Origin of the sequence: Pseudomonas fluorescens (assembly GCF_012974785.1) — a bacterium.
GTDB classification, from domain to species: domain Bacteria; phylum Pseudomonadota; class Gammaproteobacteria; order Pseudomonadales; family Pseudomonadaceae; genus Aquipseudomonas; species Aquipseudomonas fluorescens_BT.
The window spans coordinates 6,129,657-6,145,689 of sequence record NZ_CP027561.1 but is presented as its reverse complement, the minus strand read 5'-3'; the positions used below and the strand labels follow the sequence as shown (position 1 = coordinate 6,145,689).

General features: G+C 60.8%; 18 protein-coding genes and 1 pseudogene. 9 read left to right on the top strand and 10 right to left on the bottom strand.

Translation table 11 applies throughout. The annotated features are described in order from the left end of the window. Positions 1-20 precede the first annotated feature (20 nt). The 3 genes from rpoZ to C6Y56_RS28125 all read right to left on the bottom strand — a co-directional run bounded on the left by rpoZ (position 21) and on the right by C6Y56_RS28125 (position 1,947). Positions 21-284: a DNA-directed RNA polymerase subunit omega gene (gene rpoZ, locus C6Y56_RS28135; RefSeq protein WP_003229503.1), complete on the bottom strand. Its 264-nt coding sequence runs from the start codon at positions 282-284 to the stop codon at positions 21-23. A gap of 168 nt (positions 285-452) precedes the next feature. Further along, entirely contained in the window at positions 453-1,073 is a 621-nt protein-coding gene (gmk, locus tag C6Y56_RS28130) for a guanylate kinase (RefSeq protein WP_169432461.1), read from the bottom strand. A gap of 10 nt (positions 1,074-1,083) precedes the next feature. After that, on the bottom strand, positions 1,084-1,947 hold the full coding sequence (locus C6Y56_RS28125; RefSeq protein WP_169432460.1) for a YicC/YloC family endoribonuclease: 864 nt from the start codon (positions 1,945-1,947) through the stop codon (positions 1,084-1,086). A 268-nt stretch (positions 1,948-2,215) separates the two neighbouring features. Between C6Y56_RS28125 and rph the strand changes: the two genes are divergently transcribed. Together rph and C6Y56_RS28115 are read left to right on the top strand one after the other, a co-directional pair. Then, the gene (rph, locus tag C6Y56_RS28120; RefSeq protein ID WP_169432459.1) at positions 2,216-2,938 is read left to right on the top strand and encodes a ribonuclease PH; all 723 of its coding nucleotides are present in this window, start codon (positions 2,216-2,218) and stop codon (positions 2,936-2,938) included. Between the two features lie 29 nt (positions 2,939-2,967). Next, on the top strand, positions 2,968-3,336 hold the full coding sequence (locus C6Y56_RS28115) for a DUF4870 domain-containing protein (protein ID WP_169432458.1): 369 nt from the start codon (positions 2,968-2,970) through the stop codon (positions 3,334-3,336). Between the two features lie 63 nt (positions 3,337-3,399). Here the strand turns inward: C6Y56_RS28115 and C6Y56_RS28110 are convergent, their stop codons facing one another. Then, positions 3,400-4,179, bottom strand: coding sequence for an exodeoxyribonuclease III (locus tag C6Y56_RS28110; protein ID WP_169432457.1), 780 nt, complete (start codon positions 4,177-4,179; stop codon positions 3,400-3,402). Between the two features lie 82 nt (positions 4,180-4,261). Here C6Y56_RS28110 and pyrE point away from each other — a divergent pair, with 82 nt between their 5' ends. After that, a complete protein-coding gene (gene pyrE / locus C6Y56_RS28105; protein ID WP_169432456.1) occupies positions 4,262-4,906 on the top strand; it encodes an orotate phosphoribosyltransferase in 645 nt (214 codons plus the stop codon). 70 nt (positions 4,907-4,976) lie between these two features. On the opposite strand, the gene argB is transcribed toward pyrE, so the two are convergent. From argB to coaBC, 4 genes and pseudogenes are all read right to left on the bottom strand, one after another. Continuing rightward, positions 4,977-5,882: an acetylglutamate kinase gene (gene argB, locus C6Y56_RS28100; RefSeq protein WP_003229488.1), complete on the bottom strand. Its 906-nt coding sequence runs from the start codon at positions 5,880-5,882 to the stop codon at positions 4,977-4,979. Between the two features lie 24 nt (positions 5,883-5,906). After that, positions 5,907-7,283: pseudogene (locus tag C6Y56_RS28095) on the bottom strand (phosphomannomutase/phosphoglucomutase); the annotation flags it as partial. A 257-nt stretch (positions 7,284-7,540) separates the two neighbouring features. Beyond that, positions 7,541-7,996: a dUTP diphosphatase gene (gene dut, locus C6Y56_RS28090; RefSeq protein ID WP_007954445.1), complete on the bottom strand. Its 456-nt coding sequence runs from the start codon at positions 7,994-7,996 to the stop codon at positions 7,541-7,543. 5 nt (positions 7,997-8,001) lie between these two features. Continuing rightward, the gene (gene coaBC / locus C6Y56_RS28085; protein ID WP_085606127.1) at positions 8,002-9,210 is read right to left on the bottom strand and encodes a bifunctional phosphopantothenoylcysteine decarboxylase/phosphopantothenate--cysteine ligase CoaBC; all 1,209 of its coding nucleotides are present in this window, start codon (positions 9,208-9,210) and stop codon (positions 8,002-8,004) included. Between the two features lie 135 nt (positions 9,211-9,345). On the opposite strand from coaBC, the gene radC reads away from it, so the two are divergent. Beyond that, complete coding sequence (radC, locus tag C6Y56_RS28080; protein WP_169432454.1) at positions 9,346-10,020, top strand: RadC family protein; 675 nt, start codon at positions 9,346-9,348, stop codon at positions 10,018-10,020. Between the two features lie 67 nt (positions 10,021-10,087). On the opposite strand, the gene C6Y56_RS28075 is transcribed toward radC, so the two are convergent. Further along, positions 10,088-11,674, bottom strand: a complete 1,587-nt coding sequence (locus tag C6Y56_RS28075; RefSeq protein WP_169432453.1) for an ABC transporter substrate-binding protein — start codon at positions 11,672-11,674, stop codon at positions 10,088-10,090. Between the two features lie 79 nt (positions 11,675-11,753). Here C6Y56_RS28075 and C6Y56_RS28070 point away from each other — a divergent pair, with 79 nt between their 5' ends. The 3 genes from C6Y56_RS28070 (at position 11,754) to rpmG (ending at position 12,521) form a co-directional block, all read left to right on the top strand. Next, on the top strand, positions 11,754-11,921 hold the full coding sequence (locus C6Y56_RS28070; protein WP_169432452.1) for a hypothetical protein: 168 nt from the start codon (positions 11,754-11,756) through the stop codon (positions 11,919-11,921). Between the two features lie 199 nt (positions 11,922-12,120). Next, positions 12,121-12,354, top strand: a complete 234-nt coding sequence (gene rpmB, locus C6Y56_RS28065) for a 50S ribosomal protein L28 (RefSeq protein WP_003177273.1) — start codon at positions 12,121-12,123, stop codon at positions 12,352-12,354. An 11-nt stretch (positions 12,355-12,365) separates the two neighbouring features. Beyond that, positions 12,366-12,521: a 50S ribosomal protein L33 gene (rpmG, locus tag C6Y56_RS28060; protein ID WP_003177274.1), complete on the top strand. Its 156-nt coding sequence runs from the start codon at positions 12,366-12,368 to the stop codon at positions 12,519-12,521. A gap of 73 nt (positions 12,522-12,594) precedes the next feature. Here the strand turns inward: rpmG and C6Y56_RS28055 are convergent, their stop codons facing one another. After that, complete coding sequence (locus C6Y56_RS28055; RefSeq protein WP_169432451.1) at positions 12,595-12,957, bottom strand: cupin domain-containing protein; 363 nt, start codon at positions 12,955-12,957, stop codon at positions 12,595-12,597. A gap of 235 nt (positions 12,958-13,192) precedes the next feature. Here C6Y56_RS28055 and C6Y56_RS28050 point away from each other — a divergent pair, with 235 nt between their 5' ends. Together C6Y56_RS28050 and C6Y56_RS28045 are read left to right on the top strand one after the other, a co-directional pair. Continuing rightward, entirely contained in the window at positions 13,193-14,686 is a 1,494-nt protein-coding gene (locus C6Y56_RS28050) for an aldehyde dehydrogenase (RefSeq protein WP_085708877.1), read from the top strand. Between the two features lie 184 nt (positions 14,687-14,870). Beyond that, positions 14,871-16,016 carry an MFS transporter gene (locus C6Y56_RS28045; RefSeq protein ID WP_169432450.1) on the top strand — a complete coding sequence of 382 codons (1,146 nt, stop codon included), beginning with the start codon at positions 14,871-14,873 and terminating at the stop codon, positions 16,014-16,016. Positions 16,017-16,033: the final 17 nt, after the last annotated feature.

The following is a 16,033-nucleotide window of genomic DNA, read 5'->3' as shown; positions in this document are numbered from 1 at the left end:
TACGTCGACCAGGCATAGGCTTAGACGGCCTCGTTGGACTCGTCCTCGAACGCAGCGAAGACCGGGTCTTCGTGGACGATTTCCTGCTCGGCGATGAACTCGTAGCTCATCAGGCCTTCAGCGATTTCACGCAGCGCAACTACGGTCGGTTTGTCGTTTTCCCACTGAACCAGGGGCTCTTTGCCGCCGGTGGCCAGTTGACGGGCACGCTTGGTAGAGAGCATGACCAGCTCAAAGCGGTTTTCCACGTGTTCTAGGCAGTCTTCAACGGTTACGCGGGCCATGGTATTCCTCGGAGCGAATGCAATATGCGCGCTGCCCGGTTGGGCGAGCGGACTCAACAGTTTAAAAAATCACCAGCGATTAGGGAAGCGCTGATTTTTTGACCAGGCTCTTCAACGCGCCGCAAGCACCAATGTAAAGCCCTTGCAGCGGTTTTGGGAAGTGCTGTTTCAGCCCAGCAATTCAGCCAGCAATCTGCCGAAACGCACTTGTTGGCGTTTCTGTTGCAGCTGATTGGCGCGAAAAATCGCTTTCAGATCATCCAGCGCGTGGGCGAAATCGTCGTTGATGATCAGGTAATCGTACTCAACGTAGTGGCTCATCTCGCTGACGGCTTCGCGCATCCGGCCGTCGATGATTTCGTCGCTGTCCTGGCCACGGTTGGTCAGGCGCTGGTGCAGGGCCTGAAGCGATGGCGGCAGAATGAAGATCGAGCGTGCCTGGGGCATCAGCTTGCGCACTTGCTCGGCGCCTTGCCAGTCGATTTCCAGAATCAGGTCGTGACCTTCGTCCAGGGTCTGCTGCAGACGACTTTGCGAGGTGCCGTAAAAGTTGCCGAAGACTTCCGCGCGTTCAAGGAAATCGCCGTGCTCGCCCATCTTCACGAACTCTTCGCGGCTTACGAAGTGGTAGTTCACTCCGTCCACCTCGCCCGGGCGCATGGCACGGGTAGTGTGGGAAATCGAGACGCGAATGTCCGGGTTGGTGTCTGTCAGGGCCTTGACCAGACTGCTCTTGCCCGCGCCCGAAGGGGCGGAAATGATGTACAGGGTGCCGGTGCTGTGGGTCATGTCTGTTGCCTTACTCAATATTCTGCACTTGTTCGCGCATCTGCTCGATCAACACCTTGAGGTTGACCGCCGCCTGGGTGCTGCGCGGGTCGAAGGCCTTGGAGCCCAGTGTGTTGGCTTCGCGGTTGAGTTCCTGCATCAGGAAGTCCAGGCGCCGACCGGCGGCACCGCCGGACTTCAGGACCCGGCGAACTTCGATGATGTGAGTGCTCAGGCGATCCAGTTCTTCGGCCACGTCGCTCTTTTGCGCGAGCATCACCATTTCCTGTTCCAGGCGCTGCGGGTCCATCTCGGCCTTCATGTCGGCGAAGCGGTCGAGGACCTTCTGGCGCTGGGTGGCGAGCATCTGCGGAACCAGTTCGCGCAGCGTCACCACGTCTTCCTCGATGGAGGTCAGGCGATCGTTGATCAGGCGTGCCAGCTCCGCGCCTTCGCGCTCGCGGCCGGACTTCAGCTCCTTCAGGCCTTGATTGAACAGCTCCAGCGCTTCGGCGTTAAGGGCTTGTGGATCGCTCGCATCGGCCACCAGCACGCCCGGCCAGGCCAGCACTTCCAGCGGGTTCAGCGCGGCCGGGTTCTTGATCAGGCCGGCGACGGTTTCGGCAGCGGCGACCAGCTGCGCGGCGCGTTCGCGATCCACTTGCAGTGGCTTGCCGGTACTTTCCTCGGTGAAGCGCAGGGTGCATTCCAGTTTGCCGCGCGACAGGCCCTGACGCAGGGCTTCGCGGACAGCGCCTTCGAGGTCGCGAAACGACTCCGGCAGGCGCAGGTGGGGTTCCAGGTAGCGGCTGTTGACCGAGCGCAGTTCCCAGCTCAGGGTGCCCTGAACGCCGGCTTTCTCGACGCGGGCGAAGGCGGTCATGCTGTGCACCATGGCGGTGACCTCGCGATACAGATCGGCGCGAATTGAAGCTCCGCAGCTCGATATCAATGAATTTAAGCCGACTGGCAGCAAAGGCGCAGGATTGTAGCGCAGTGCGGCGGATGCGCCCAAACACACGGTGTGACAAAGGGCTGCAGGCCGTCGGCAAAGCGCGTTTCAGGGCTTTCGGTCGTCGGCCGGATTTTTTAACGAGTGCCCAGGCGCGGTGCGCGGCTCTATAATGCTCCGCAGTTTTCCGTCCCCAGTACAGGTATCTCCTATGAAACGTCCAAGTGGTCGCGCTGCCGATCAGCTCCGCTCGATCCGCATTACCCGCAACTACACCAAGCACGCCGAGGGATCGGTACTGGTCGAATTCGGTGATACCAAAGTCATCTGCACCGTCAGCGTCGAAAACGGCGTACCGCGTTTCCTCAAAGGTCAGGGCCAGGGTTGGCTGACCGCCGAATACGGCATGCTGCCCCGTGCCACCGGCGAGCGTAACCAGCGTGAGGCGAGCCGTGGCAAGCAGGGTGGCCGTACCCTGGAGATCCAGCGCCTGATCGGCCGTTCCCTGCGCGCTGCGCTGGACATGTCCAAGCTGGGCGACGTCACCCTGTACGTCGACTGCGACGTGATCCAGGCCGACGGCGGTACCCGCACCGCGTCGATCACCGGCGCCATGGTTGCGCTGGTCGATGCCCTGAAAGTGATCAAGAAGCGCGGCGGCCTGAAGGGCGGCGACCCGCTCAAGCAAATGATCGGTGCCGTTTCCGTGGGCATGTACCAGGGCGAGCCGGTGCTGGATCTGGACTATCTTGAAGACTCCGCCGCAGAGACTGACCTGAACGTAGTGATGACCAGCACCGGCGGCTTCATCGAAGTGCAGGGCACCGCCGAAGGCGCGCCGTTCCAGCCTGAAGAGCTGACCGCGATGCTGGAACTGGCCAAGAAAGGCATGAATGAGATCTTCGAACTGCAACAGGCTGCACTGGCCGACTGAGCAGGTTCGCAACCCGCAAGGAGGACGCGATGAGTGATGAGCAAGAGCTGCTACCCAAGCCGAGCCAGGAGGTTCGCCAATGGGCGATGTTTTGTCACTTGTCCGCCTTGCTGGGGATCTGGATTCCGTTCGGTACGCTGATCGGGCCGTTGATCCTGTGGCAGATGAAGCGCGAGACTGATCCTTTCATCGACGCCCAGGGTAAAGAAGCACTGAATTTCCAGATCACCGTGGCGATCGCTTCGATGATCTGTTTCGTGCTGATGCTGTTGCTGATCGGGTTCGTGCTGTTCGGTCTGCTGGCCATTGCAGCGCTGGTGCTGACGATCATCGGTGGGGTGAAGGCCAACGAAGGTTTCCCGTATCGCTATCCGTTCACTTGGCGGTTGATCAAATAATGAACGATCGCCCACAAAAAAACCGACAGTGACGTCGGTTTTTTTGTGTCTGCGAAAGGCCGCTTAGATAGTCAGCGTCCAGTCGTAGTCCACGATCAGCGGCGCGTGCTGCGAGAACCGTGGCTGACGTGGCAGGCGTGCGCTGCGCACGACGCGTCGCAGGCCCGGGGTCAGGATCTGATAGTCGAAGCGCCAGCCCAGATTCAGCATCTCGGCCTGTTCGTTGTCCGGCCACCAGCTGTACTGGTCGCCTTCGCGGCTGACTTCGCGCAGGGCGTCTACGTAGCCCATGTTGCCGACAATCTCGTCCATCCAGGCGCGTTCCGGCGCCAGGAAGCCCGGGGATTGCTGGCTGTCGCGCCAGTTCTTGATGTCGAGCTTCTGCTGCGCGACGTACAGCGAGCCACAATAAATGTACTCGCGACGTTTGCGCCGCTGTTTGTCCAGGTACTTGCCGAAGTCGTCCATGAGCTTGAACTTCTGGTTCAAGTCCTCATCGCCGTTCATCCCCGAAGGAAGCAGCAAGGTGGCAATACTGACTTTGTCGAAATCTGCTTGCAGGTAGCGCCCGTAGCGGTCGGCCGTCTCGAAACCGAGACCGCTGATGACAGCCTTCGGTTGCAACCGCGAATACAAAGCCACGCCGCCTTGGGCAGGGACTTCAGCATCGCAGGCATAAAGGAAGTAGCCATCCAGTTGGAAGGCTGGGTCATCCAGTTCAAAGGCGGAGGCACGGGTGTCCTGCAGGCAGATGACGTCGGCATTCTGTGCCTGCAGCCAACTGAGCAAACCACGCTCGACTGCAGCCTGAATACCATTGACGTTCACACTGATGATCCGCATAAATGGCCCCAAAAATCGCGTGCGTGTATGATACACGGCGTCAAGCTAATTAGCTAAATCCGTGGTATTTGGGGTTTTTTTCATGCAAGCGTATCAGCGCGATTTCATTCGTTTTGCCATCGATCGCGGCGTTTTGCGCTTCGGTGAGTTCACCCTGAAGTCCGGGCGCACCAGTCCTTACTTCTTCAATGCCGGCCTGTTCAACACGGGCTCGGCCCTGGCGCAGCTGGGGCGTTTCTACGCGGCAGCCATCGCCGAAAGCGGCATTTCTTTCGACGTACTGTTCGGCCCGGCCTACAAAGGCATTCCGCTGGCAGCAACCACTGCCGTGGCGCTGGCCGAGCACCACAACCGTGACTTGCCATGGTGCTTCAACCGCAAGGAAGCCAAGGCCCACGGCGAAGGTGGCAGCCTGGTCGGCGCACCGCTGACCGGCGACGTGCTGATCATCGACGACGTGATCACCGCCGGCACCGCGATCCGTGAAGTGATGCAGATCATCGCTTCCCAGGACGGCGCCAAGGCTGCCGGGGTGCTGATCGCCCTGAACCGTCAGGAGCGCGGCAACGGCGAGTTGTCGGCAATCCAGGAAGTCGAGCGTGATTTCGGTATCCCGGTCATCAGCATCGTGTCGCTGAACCAGGTGCTGGAATTCCTGGCTGACGATCCGCAGCTCAAGCAGCACCTGCCAGCCGTTGAAGCCTATCGCGCCCAGTTCGGCGTCTGATCGCGTCTTCAGGGCAAAAAAAGACCCCGCTCAGCCAGGCTGAGCGGGGTCTTTTTGTTTGCGCGAGCGCTTATGGGCGCTTGCGATTACTGATCAGCGTACCCACACCGGTGTCGGTGAAGATTTCCAGCAGGATCGCGTTCGGTACACGGCCGTCGATGATCAGCGAGCTGCCGACACCACCCTGAACCGCTTCCAGTGCACAGCGGATCTTCGGCAGCATGCCGCCGTAGATGGTGCCGTCGGCGATCAGGTCATCGACCTGCTGGGTGCTCAGGCCGGTCAGCACGGTGCCCGACTTGTCCATCAGGCCGGCGATGTTGGTCAGCAGCATCAGCTTCTCGGCTTTCAGCGCTTCGGCGACTTTACCGGCCACCAGGTCAGCGTTGATGTTGTACGACTCGCCGTTCTCACCCACGCCGATCGGCGCGATCACCGGGATGAAGTTGCCTTTGACCAGCAGGTTCAGCAGTTCGGTGTTGATCCCGACCACTTCGCCCACCTGGCCGATGTCGATGATTTCCGGCTGGGTCATCTCCGGCGTTTGACGGGTGACAGTGAGCTTCTTCGCCCGAATCAGCCCGGCGTCTTTACCGGTCAGGCCGATGGCGCTGCCGCCGTGGCGGTTGATCAGATTGACGATGCTTTTGTTCACCTGACCACCGAGGACCATTTCCACCACGTCCATGGTCGCGGCGTCGGTGACGCGCATGCCGTCGACGAAGTGGCTTTCGATCGACAGGCGCTTGAGCAGATCACCGATCTGCGGGCCACCGCCGTGCACGACCACCGGGTTGATGCCAACGGCCTTCATCAGCACGATGTCGCGGGCGAAGCCGGTTTTCAGCTCCTCGCTTTCCATCGCGTTGCCGCCGTATTTGATCACCAGGGTCTTGCCGACATAACGTCGGATGTAAGGCAGCGCTTCGGACAGGACCTGGGCGGTGTGGGCGGCGGCTTCGCGTTCGAGGGTCATTCAGGGCTCCGGGTGAATCAGAAATCAGAACGGTAGTTGGAGATCAGGTGCAACGCGTTTCAGTTGGGCATGGAACACAGCCTTGATGCGCTGCAATTCAGCCTCGTCATCGGCCTCGAAGCGCAGCACCAGCACCGGTGTGGTGTTGGAGGCGCGCACCAGGCCCCAGCCTTTGGCGTAATCGACCCGCACGCCGTCAATGGTGGTCAGGTCGGCGCCTGGGCCCCACTGCGCATCGTGCAGTGCATCAATGATGCTGAATTTGCTCTCTTCGGTCACATGGATATTGATTTCCGGCGTGGAAATATCGTTCGGGAAGGTCGCGAACAGCTCCTCGGCCGAAGATTTTTCCTTGCTGAGAATTTCCAGCAGCCGTGCGGCGCTGTAAATACCGTCGTCGAAACCGAACCAGCGTTCCTTGAAGAAAATGTGCCCGCTCATTTCACCGGCCAACAATGCGCCGGACTGTTTCATTTTCTTTTTGATCAACGAGTGACCGGTCTTCCACATTAGCGACTGGCCACCATATTCCTTGATCAGCGGGATCAGGCGGCGGGTGCATTTGACGTCGAAGATGATTTCCGCGCCCGGGTTGCGGGCCAGTACGTCGCGGGCAAACAGCATCAGCAGGCGATCCGGGAAGACGATGGTACCGGTGTTGGTCACCACGCCGACGCGGTCGCCGTCACCGTCGAAGGCCAGGCCGATGTCAGCCTTGGTTTCCTTGACCTTGGCGATCAGGTCGACAAGGTTTTCAGGCTTGCCCGGGTCCGGGTGGTGGTTCGGGAAGTTGCCGTCGACTTCGCAGAACAGCGGGATGACTTCGCAGTTCAGCGCTTCGATCAGTTGCGGGGCGATCACGCCGGCCGCGCCGTTGCCGCAATCGACCACGACTTTCAGGCGCCGGGCCAGTTTGATGTCCTGGACGATTTCGGTGGTGTAGCGGTCGAGGATCTCGACCTGGGTTACGCTGCCCTGGCCGCTGGTCAGGTTGCCGGTCTTGATACGTTCATGCAGCACCTGGATCTGTTCGTTGGCGAGGGTGTCACCGGCGATCACGATCTTGAAGCCGTTGTAGTTCGACGGGTTGTGGCTGCCGGTGAGCATCACGCCGGATTTGCCGGCCAGCACGTTGGCGGCGTAGTACAGCGCCGGCGTCGGCACCAGGCCGACGTCGCTGACATGGCAGCCGCTTTCGGCGATGCCGCGGATCAGTTCGGCAACCAGTTCCGGGCCGGACAGACGGCCGTCACGACCGACGGACACGTTCGGTTCGCCCTGGGCCAGGCTCTGGGAGCCGATGGCGCGACCGATCCAGTAGGCGGTTTCGCCATTGAGGAATTCCGGCACGGTGCCGCGAATGTCATAGGCGCGGAAGATGCTGTCGGGAAGCTTCGGGGCGACTTGGGCGGGGGTGCTCATCTGCGAAAATGCTCCATCTCGAAAGTGGCTGGACACACCGACGACTCATTCGACGGCAAGCTCAAACTGAAGGGTATGACGGCGGTTTTCACAGAGAGTTCGTGGTGTGAAAGGGCCATGACGCCTTGTGCGGCGTGGCTTTGGCCTGCCAATGCCTTGATTTTCAGCGGTAAAGCTTGCAGATGAATCTACGTATTTTTATGGCGAAGGAGCAGGCTCCCACGCCACAAGACAAATCACTTGGTGCCGGAATGGCCGAAACCGCCAGCGCCGCGCTCGGTCTCGACGAACTCTTCGACCATTTCGAAATGCGCCTGCACTACGGGCACCAGCACCAGCTGCGCCAGACGCTCGCCCACCGGCATGGTGAACTCGGTCTGGCCACGGTTCCAGCAGGAGACCATCAGCGGGCCCTGGTAGTCGGAGTCGATCAGGCCGACCAGATTGCCCAGCACGATGCCGTGCTTATGGCCCATGCCCGAGCGCGGCAGGATCAGCGCGGCGAGGTTCGGGTCGCCGATGTAGACCGACAGACCGGTCGGGATCAGCACGGTTTCACCCGGCTTGATGACGATGTCCTCTTGCAGCATGGCGCGCAGGTCGAGGCCGGCGGAGCCTGGCGTGGCGTATTGCGGCAGCGGGAATTCAGTACCGATGCGTGGGTCGAGGATCTTGGCTTGCAAAGCGTGCATGTAAATTAAACCTGGTTCAGACGTTCGGCGATAAAAGTGACCAGTTGGCGAGCGATCTTGCTCTTGCTGGTCTGGGCGAAGACCGTGGCGTGCAGCGCACGGTCGATGACGCTGCAGGCGTTTTCTTCGCTGTTGAAACCGATGCTCGGGTTGGCGACGTCGTTGGCGACGATCAGATCGAGATTCTTGTCCTTCAGCTTGCGTGCTGCGTAGTCGAGCAGGTGTTCGGTCTCGGCGGCGAAACCGACACTGAACGGACGGTCGGGACGGGTCGCGATGGTGGCCAGGATGTCCGGGTTGCGCACCATTTGCAGGACGAAGCCGTCACCGCTCGTAGGGTCTTTCTTCAATTTTTGCGGGGCGACGACTTCCGGGCGGTAGTCCGCGACCGCTGCCGAGGCGATAAAGATGTCGCAAGGGATCGCGGCTTCACACGCGGCGAGCATGTCGCGGGCGCTGACCACGTCGATGCGGGTGACGCGATCCGGCGTCGGCAAATGCACCGGGCCGCTGATCAGGGTGACACGGGCGCCGGCCTCAACCGCCGCTTCCGCCAGGGCGAAGCCCATTTTGCCGGAGCTGTGGTTGGTGATGTAGCGCACCGGGTCGATGTTTTCCTGGGTCGGGCCGGCGGTGATTACTACGTGCTTGCCGGTCAGCGCCTGACGCTGGAAGCAGTCCGCCGCGAGCTGGGCCAGATCGGTGGCTTCCATCATGCGGCCCATGCCGACGTCGCCGCAGGCCTGGCTGCCGGAGGCCGGGCCGAAGGTCTTCAGGCCACGGCTTTCAAGGAGTTGCAGGTTGGCCTGGGTCGCCGGGTCGCGCCACATGGCCTGGTTCATGGCCGGGGCGACAGCGACAATGGCGTCGGTGGCCAGCACCAGCGTGGTCAGCAGATCGTTGGCAATGCCTTGGGCCAGACGGGCGAGCAGGTCGGCGGTGGCCGGGGCGATCAGCACCAGATCGGCCCATTTGGCCAGTTCGATGTGGCCCATCGCCGCTTCCGCGGCCGGGTCGAGCAAGTCCAGGTGAACCGGGTGGCCGGACAGCGCCTGCATGGTCAGCGGGGTGATGAATTCGCTGCCGCCACGGGTCATGACCACGCGCACTTCGGCGCCCTGATCGATCAGGCGGCGCACGAGATCGGCGCTCTTGTAGGCAGCAATGCCGCCGCCGACGCCCAGAACGATGCGTTTCCGATACAGCCGCTGCATAGGTCTGCCTTTCATTTCGTTGGTGACATACGTGGCGAAACCCCCTCCCCAGGGTGAATTCGCCCGCAAAAAAGATGGGCTACGATATCACAGCGACCGCTACGGAACAGCGGCGCCCACAGACAAGGAAGGTGTATGAGTATTCGCGATTGGCCGGCGGCGGAAAGGCCGCGGGAGAAGCTGCTTGAACAGGGCTCGGGAAGTCTTTCCGATGCCGAATTGCTGGCGATTTTTCTGCGGACCGGCGTATCCGGTAAAAGCGCGGTGGATCTGGCGCGACACTTGTTGAATCAGTTCGGCAGCCTGCGTGCGTTGCTGGAGGCTGATCTCGGGGCGTTCAGCGAGCAATTGGGTCTGGGGCCGGCGAAGTTCGCCCAGCTGCAGGCCGTGCTGGAGATGGGGCGGCGACATTTGGCCGAGCGCATGCGGCAGAAAACGGCGCTGGAGAATCCGCAGGTGGTCCGCGATTACCTCAAGGCCATGCTGCGCCATGAGCCGCACGAGGTGTTCGGCTGCCTGTTTCTCGACTCCAAACATCAGGTGCTGACCTTCGAGACCCTGTTTCGCGGCTCTATCGACAACACCGCGGTACATCCCCGAGAAGTGGTGAAGCGCTCGTTGGCCAATAACGCGGCCGCCGTGATCCTGTGCCACAACCATCCGTCGGGCAACAGCGATCCGAGTCAGGCTGATCGATTATTGACCAAGCGCTTGCAGAAGGCTTTGGAGTTGGTTGACGTGCGGGTGCTCGATCACTTCATCGTTGGCGATGGGGAGCCGTTGTCGATGGCGGAGTGTGGCTGGATGTAGCTTCCAAGTACAAACGCTAACCCCTGTGGGAGCAAGCCCGCTCCCACAGGTTTTGTGTTGTGGCGGGTTATTTGAGGGTGACCTTGGAATAGTCCTGCCGCCCGAACGGGGAGACCGAGTAACCCTGCACGTCTTTGCGCGTCAGTGCATACGCCGTCGGATGCGCCAGCGGCAGCCACAGCGCCTGCTGCTGGATCTGCGCCTGCGCCTGCTCATACAGCTTGGTGCGCACACCTTGTTCGCTGGTGGTCTTGCCGGCGCTGATCAGCTTGTCCAGGTCGGCATTGCAGTAGCGGGCGAAGTTGGTGCCGGATTTCACCGCTGCGCAGGAAAACTGCGGCGTGAGGAAGTTATCCGGGTCGCCGTTGTCGCCGGCCCAGCCCATGAACAGCAGGTCATGCTCGCCCGCCTTGGCACGACGGATCAGCTCGCCCCATTCGATCACGCGGATTTCCGCCTGAATGCCGATCTCCGCCAGATCCGACTGCAGCAATTGCGCACCGAGGCTCGGGTTGGGGTTGAGCAGGCTGCCGGACGGACGTGTCCAGATGGTGGTCTGGAAACCGTCCTTCAGGCCGGCCTTGGCCAGCAATGCCTTGGCTTTTGCCACGTCGTGCGGGTAACCCGGCAGATTCTTCGCGTAGCTCCAGGTGTTCGGCGGATACGGGCCGTTGGCGGCTTCGGCAGTGTCTTCGAACACAGCCTTCAGGTAGTTGGCCTTGTCGAAGGCGAGGTTGATTGCCTGACGCACTTCCGGTTTGTCCAGCGGCGGATGCTGGCTGTTGATGCCGACGAATGCGGTCATGAACGCGTCAGTCTTTTCGACTTTCAGCGTCGGTTCCTGCTTCGCGGCCTGTACGTCCAGCGGTTTTGGCGACAGGGCAATCTGGCACTCGTTGCGCCGCAGTTTTTGCAGGCGCACGTTGGCGTCCGGGGTGATGGCGAAGATCAGCGGGTCCACTGCCGGTTTGCCGCGGAAGTAGTCCGGGTTGGCCTTGTAGCGGATCGAGGCGTCTTTCTGGAATCGGGTGAAGACGAACGGGCCGGTGCCGACCGGCTGGCTGTTGAGCTTGTCGGTCGAGCCGGCCTTCAGCAGTTTGTCGGCGTATTCCGCGGAGTAGATCGAGGCGAAGCCCATGCTCAGGGTCGCCAGGAACGTCGAGTCCGGGTGATCGAGGGTGAAGCGCACGGTCAGCGGGTCCAGTGCGTCGATCTTCTTGATCAGGCTCGGCAGTTGCATCGACTGGGCATGCGGGAAGCCACTCTGGGCGACCTTGTGCCACGGGTTGGCCGGGTCGAGCATGCGGTCGAAGCTGAATTTGACGTCTTCGGCGGTCAACTCGCGGGTTGGCTTGAAGTAGTCGGTCGTATGAAATTTCACCTGCGGGTGCAATTTGAAGACATAGCTCAGGCCGTCGGTGCTGACTTCCCAGCTGTCGGCCAGGCTAGGGACCACCTTGCCGCTGGCGGTGTCGAAGTCCACCAGGCGATTCATCAGTACGTCGGCCGAGGCGTTGGTGGTGGTCAGCGAGTTGTATTGCACCACGTCGAACCCTTCAGGGCTGGCCTCGGTGCAGACGCTCAGGGCGGCGGCATGGGCCAGGGGGCTCAGCAATAGCGGGGCGAGCAGCAGGGGGAGGGCAGCGAGGCGCATGGTCGGCTTCCTTTACAGATCGAAGGCCCATCTGCAAGTGCAGTCTGGAAAAGGCCTACCCTAGTGGTCGCAATTGCAAATGACTATCCCCTTTTTGCATTTTCGAGTCCTGGCGGCCGGGGAATTGTCGGAAATGGCGGCAGGAAAAATCCCGAATGCGGGTATGATCGATTTTCTTCGACGAATGGTAAAAATTGCCGGCAGCCTTTACCCAAGGCGCTTGCAGGCGGAAAAAGCGGCTTTTTAGCTATTCATTGCACACGGAAAGTTGTTGCTCCGTGGTCTTTCTGGTATAAAGCAGCGCTCTTTTCTAGGGGCCCGGTTCCTTCGCTTGTAGGTGTAGCCGGTAAGACCTCTAAAGAATCGCGGCGCCTGGCGCCACAATGACTAGAGATTAAGCGGCCAACCCATGCCGGGTTGGGCATGTGGTTTTAGAGGGCTGAGGCATGTCTAGAGTATGTCAAGTTACCGGTAAGGGTCCGGTAACCGGGAATAACATTTCCCACGCAAACAACAAAACCCGTCGTCGTTTCCTGCCGAACCTGCAGCATCACCGCTTCTGGGTTGAAGAAGAGAAACGTTTCGTACGCCTGCGCGTTTCCGCCAAAGGCATGCGTATCATCGACAAGCGTGGCATCAGCGTTGTGCTGGCCGAGCTGCGTCGCGACGGCAAGGTTTAAGGGAGCTAATCATGCGTGAATTGATTCGTTTGATCTCGAGCGCCGGTACTGGTCACTTCTACACTACCGACAAGAACAAGCGTACTACCCCGGACAAAATCGAGATCAAGAAATATGATCCGGTTGTTCGCAAGCACGTGATCTACAAGGAAGGCAAAATCAAGTAATTGATTTTTCCCGACTTACGAAAAAGGCCCGTATCTCACGATACGGGCCTTTTTTGTTGTCTGGCGAAAAGCCTCAGGCCTTCTGTTCGAAGATCACATAGACCTTGCGGCACGCTTCCAGCACTTCCCAGGTGCCACGGAAACCGGCGGGAATCACGAAGCGGTCACCGACACGCAGGGTCTTGGCGTTGCCTTCGCTGTCTCGCAGCACTGAAACGCCCTGGAGGATTTCGCAGTATTCATGTTCGGTGTAATTCACCGTCCACTGCCCAACCGCACCTTCCCACACGCCGACGCCCATTTGCCCGCAAGGGCTGTCGTACTGATTGAACACCGCCTGCTCGGGATCGCCCTTCAATACTTTGGCCGGGTCCGGGCGGTAGCGCTCGGCCTGGTCCATGGTCAGGCTGATGTCGACGACGTTCTGGATGTTCATTGTTGTTTTCTCCCGTGATGACGGCGCGGTGGCTTGAAAGGGCCAAAGTCTATGTTGATTAAATTGAACGCCGCAAGGCCGTATAAGGAGCTTATGTCAAATATATTGAAACAACCCCGGCCGCTGGTTTAGGGTGGCGGATGCCTTGGGCCGAAAAGCAGGCTGGCCGGGCAGTATTCCTGAGGACGACCGCGACGATCGCGGCGCTCGTATTGAACAAGAGGAGGACACTCGAATGACCACCCTGACTCGTGCCGACTGGGAACAACGCGCCCGCGACCTGAAGATCGAAGGCCGCGCCTACCTCAACGGCGAGTACACCGATGCCGTCTCCGGCGAGACCTTCGAGTGCATCAGCCCGGTCGATGGCCGTCTGCTGGGCAAGATTGCCAGCTGTGACGCCGCCGATGCCCAGCGCGCCGTGGAAAACGCCCGCGCCACCTTCAATTCCGGCGTCTGGTCGCGCCTGGCGCCGACCAAACGCAAAGCCACCATGATCCGTTTCGCCGGCCTGCTGAAACAGCACGCCGAAGAACTGGCCCTGCTCGAAACCCTCGACATGGGGAAGCCGATCAGCGATTCGCTGTACATCGACGTGCCGGGCGCCGCGCAGGCGTTGAGCTGGAGCGGTGAAGCGATCGACAAGATCTACGACGAAGTCGCCGCTACGCCGCACGACCAGCTGGGTCTGGTAACCCGCGAGCCAGTGGGTGTGGTCGGCGCCATCGTGCCGTGGAACTTCCCGCTGATGATGGCCTGCTGGAAACTCGGTCCGGCGCTGTCGACCGGTAACTCGGTGATCCTCAAACCGTCGGAAAAATCCCCGCTGACCGCCATCCGCATCGCCGAACTGGCGGTCGAGGCCGGTATTCCGAAAGGCGTGCTGAACGTGCTGCCGGGCTACGGTCACACCGTCGGCAAGGCGCTCGCTCTGCATAATGATGTCGACACCCTGGTGTTCACCGGTTCGACCAAAATCGCCAAGCAACTGATGATCTATTCCGGCGAATCGAACATGAAACGCGTCTGGCTGGAAGCTGGCGGCAAGAGCCCGAACATCGTGTTTGCCGATGCGCCGGATCTGCAGGCCGCCGCCGAATCCGCCGCCAGCGCCATCGCCTTCAACCAGGGCGAAGTCTGCACTGCCGGTTCGCGTCTGCTGGTCGAGCGTTCGATCAAGGACAAATTCCTGCCGATGGTGATCGAGGCGCTGAAAGCCTGGAAACCGGGCAACCCGCTGGATCCGGCTACCAACGTTGGCGCGCTGGTCGATACCCAACAGATGAACACCGTGCTGTCCTACATCGAGTCGGGCCATACCGACGGCGCCAAACTGGTGGCTGGCGGCAAGCGCATTCTTCAGGAAACCGGTGGCACCTACGTCGAGCCGACGATTTTCGACGGCGTGAGCAACGCGATGAAGATCGCCCAGGAAGAGATCTTCGGCCCGGTGCTGTCGGTCATCGCTTTTGATACCGCCGAAGAGGCGATCAACATCGCCAACGACACGCCTTACGGCCTGGCGGCAGCGGTCTGGACTCAGGACATCTCCAAGGCACACCTGACCGCCAAGGCACTGCGTGCCGGCAGCGTGTGGGTCAACCAGTACGATGGCGGCGACATGACCGCGCCGTTCGGCGGCTTCAAGCAGTCGGGCAACGGCCGTGACAAGTCGCTGCATGCATTCGATAAATACACCGAGCTGAAGGCGACCTGGATCAAGCTGTAAGCCGTTGACGGGAGCCCGGTCACTCCAGGCTCCCTGACGAAACAGAGACCCTTGTGGGAGCGGGCTTGCTCGCGAAGGCGGTGTGTCAGTCAGCAATAATGTCGACTGTCAGACTGCATTCGCGAGCAAGCCCGCTCCCACATTGGTTTTGTGTGAATAAAAATTATCCACAGGAGCGTGGACCATGCGTTGGGCGACGTATTTCGCCGTGTTGGCGTCTGTCTTGAGTGTTGGCCTGACCCTCGGTGTCAGCATGCCGCTGGTGTCGTTGCGTCTGGAGGGCTGGGGTTACGGCTCGTTCGCCATTGGTGTGATGGCCGCGATGCCGGCCATTGGCGTGTTGCTCGGGGCGAAGATTTCCAGTCATCTGGCGGCGCGTTTCGGCACGGCGAACCTGATGCGCCTGTGCCTGTGGGGCGGCGCATTGTCCATCGGCCTGCTGGCACTGCTACCGAGCTACCCGATCTGGCTGGTGCTGCGGTTGATGATCGGGGTGATCCTGACCATCGTCTTCATCCTCGGCGAAAGCTGGATCAACCAACTGGTGGTCGAGCAGTGGCGCGGGCGGCTGGTGGCGCTGTATGGCAGCAGTTATGCGCTTAGCCAACTGTCCGGTCCGTTGCTGCTGGGCGCACTCGGCACCGCGCATGATTACGGCTTCTGGGTCGGCGTCGCTCTGCTGATTGTCTCGCCGCTGTTGCTGCTGGGTCGCAGCGGGGCGCCGAGCAGCGAGGCCAGTAGCGTGACGTTCGGTGATCTGTGGGGCTTCAGTCGCGAGCTGCCGGCAATTGCCTGGGCGGTGTCGCTGTTCGCCGCGTTCGAGGCGATGATTTTGACCCTGTTGCCGGTGTATTGCCTGCAACAAGGCTTTACGGCAGAAATGGCGCTGGCGATGGTCAGCACCGTGGTGGTGGGCGATGCGCTGCTGCAATTGCCCATCGGTGCATTGGCCGACTACCTGTCTCGGCGGACCTTGTTCGCCGGTTGCGCCGTGGTGCTGATGCTGTCGAGTCTGGCGATCCCGATGCTGATCGACACCTTGCTGATCTGGCCGCTGTGGGTGCTGTTCGGCGCCAGTGCCGGTGGCTTGTTCACCTTGTCGCTGATCCTGATCGGCGAGCGCTACCGTGACGATGCGCTGGTGCGCGCCAATGCACATGTCGCGCAACTTTGGGGTGTCGGTTGCCTGATCGGGCCGTTGGCGGCGGGGGCGGGCAGTCAATGGATCAGCGGGCACGCGCTGCCATGGTTTATGGCGGCCGGGGCGTTCGGGCTGGTGATACTGCTGTTGCGGCAAGGTGCGTTCGGCAAGGTGCCGGAGCCTGCCTGAGGATCCGACCGGGGCGG

Bases quoted from the DNA above. Each gene is read 5' to 3' on its own strand.
- C6Y56_RS28110 (WP_169432457.1), bottom strand. From the start codon at position 4,179: ATGCGGATCATCAGTGTGAACGTCAATGGTATTCAGGCTGCAGTCGAG.
- coaBC (WP_085606127.1), bottom strand. From the start codon at position 9,210: ATGCAGCGGCTGTATCGGAAACGCATCGTTCTGGGCGTCGGCGGCGGC.
- C6Y56_RS28070 (WP_169432452.1), top strand. From the start codon at position 11,754: ATGACTATCCCCTTTTTGCATTTTCGAGTCCTGGCGGCCGGGGAATTG.
- pyrE (WP_169432456.1), top strand. From the start codon at position 4,262: ATGCAAGCGTATCAGCGCGATTTCATTCGTTTTGCCATCGATCGCGGC.
- rpmB (WP_003177273.1), top strand. From the start codon at position 12,121: ATGTCTAGAGTATGTCAAGTTACCGGTAAGGGTCCGGTAACCGGGAAT.
- C6Y56_RS28050 (WP_085708877.1), top strand. From the start codon at position 13,193: ATGACCACCCTGACTCGTGCCGACTGGGAACAACGCGCCCGCGACCTG.
- C6Y56_RS28045 (WP_169432450.1), top strand. From the start codon at position 14,871: ATGCGTTGGGCGACGTATTTCGCCGTGTTGGCGTCTGTCTTGAGTGTT.
- radC (WP_169432454.1), top strand. From the start codon at position 9,346: ATGAGTATTCGCGATTGGCCGGCGGCGGAAAGGCCGCGGGAGAAGCTG.
- C6Y56_RS28055 (WP_169432451.1), bottom strand. From the start codon at position 12,957: ATGAACATCCAGAACGTCGTCGACATCAGCCTGACCATGGACCAGGCC.
- C6Y56_RS28125 (WP_169432460.1), bottom strand. From the start codon at position 1,947: ATGGTGCACAGCATGACCGCCTTCGCCCGCGTCGAGAAAGCCGGCGTT.
- C6Y56_RS28115 (WP_169432458.1), top strand. From the start codon at position 2,968: ATGAGTGATGAGCAAGAGCTGCTACCCAAGCCGAGCCAGGAGGTTCGC.
- C6Y56_RS28075 (WP_169432453.1), bottom strand. From the start codon at position 11,674: ATGCGCCTCGCTGCCCTCCCCCTGCTGCTCGCCCCGCTATTGCTGAGC.
- rpoZ (WP_003229503.1), bottom strand. From the start codon at position 284: ATGGCCCGCGTAACCGTTGAAGACTGCCTAGAACACGTGGAAAACCGC.
- dut (WP_007954445.1), bottom strand. From the start codon at position 7,996: ATGCACGCTTTGCAAGCCAAGATCCTCGACCCACGCATCGGTACTGAA.
- argB (WP_003229488.1), bottom strand. From the start codon at position 5,882: ATGACCCTCGAACGCGAAGCCGCCGCCCACACCGCCCAGGTCCTGTCC.
- gmk (WP_169432461.1), bottom strand. From the start codon at position 1,073: ATGACCCACAGCACCGGCACCCTGTACATCATTTCCGCCCCTTCGGGC.
- rpmG (WP_003177274.1), top strand. From the start codon at position 12,366: ATGCGTGAATTGATTCGTTTGATCTCGAGCGCCGGTACTGGTCACTTC.
- rph (WP_169432459.1), top strand. From the start codon at position 2,216: ATGAAACGTCCAAGTGGTCGCGCTGCCGATCAGCTCCGCTCGATCCGC.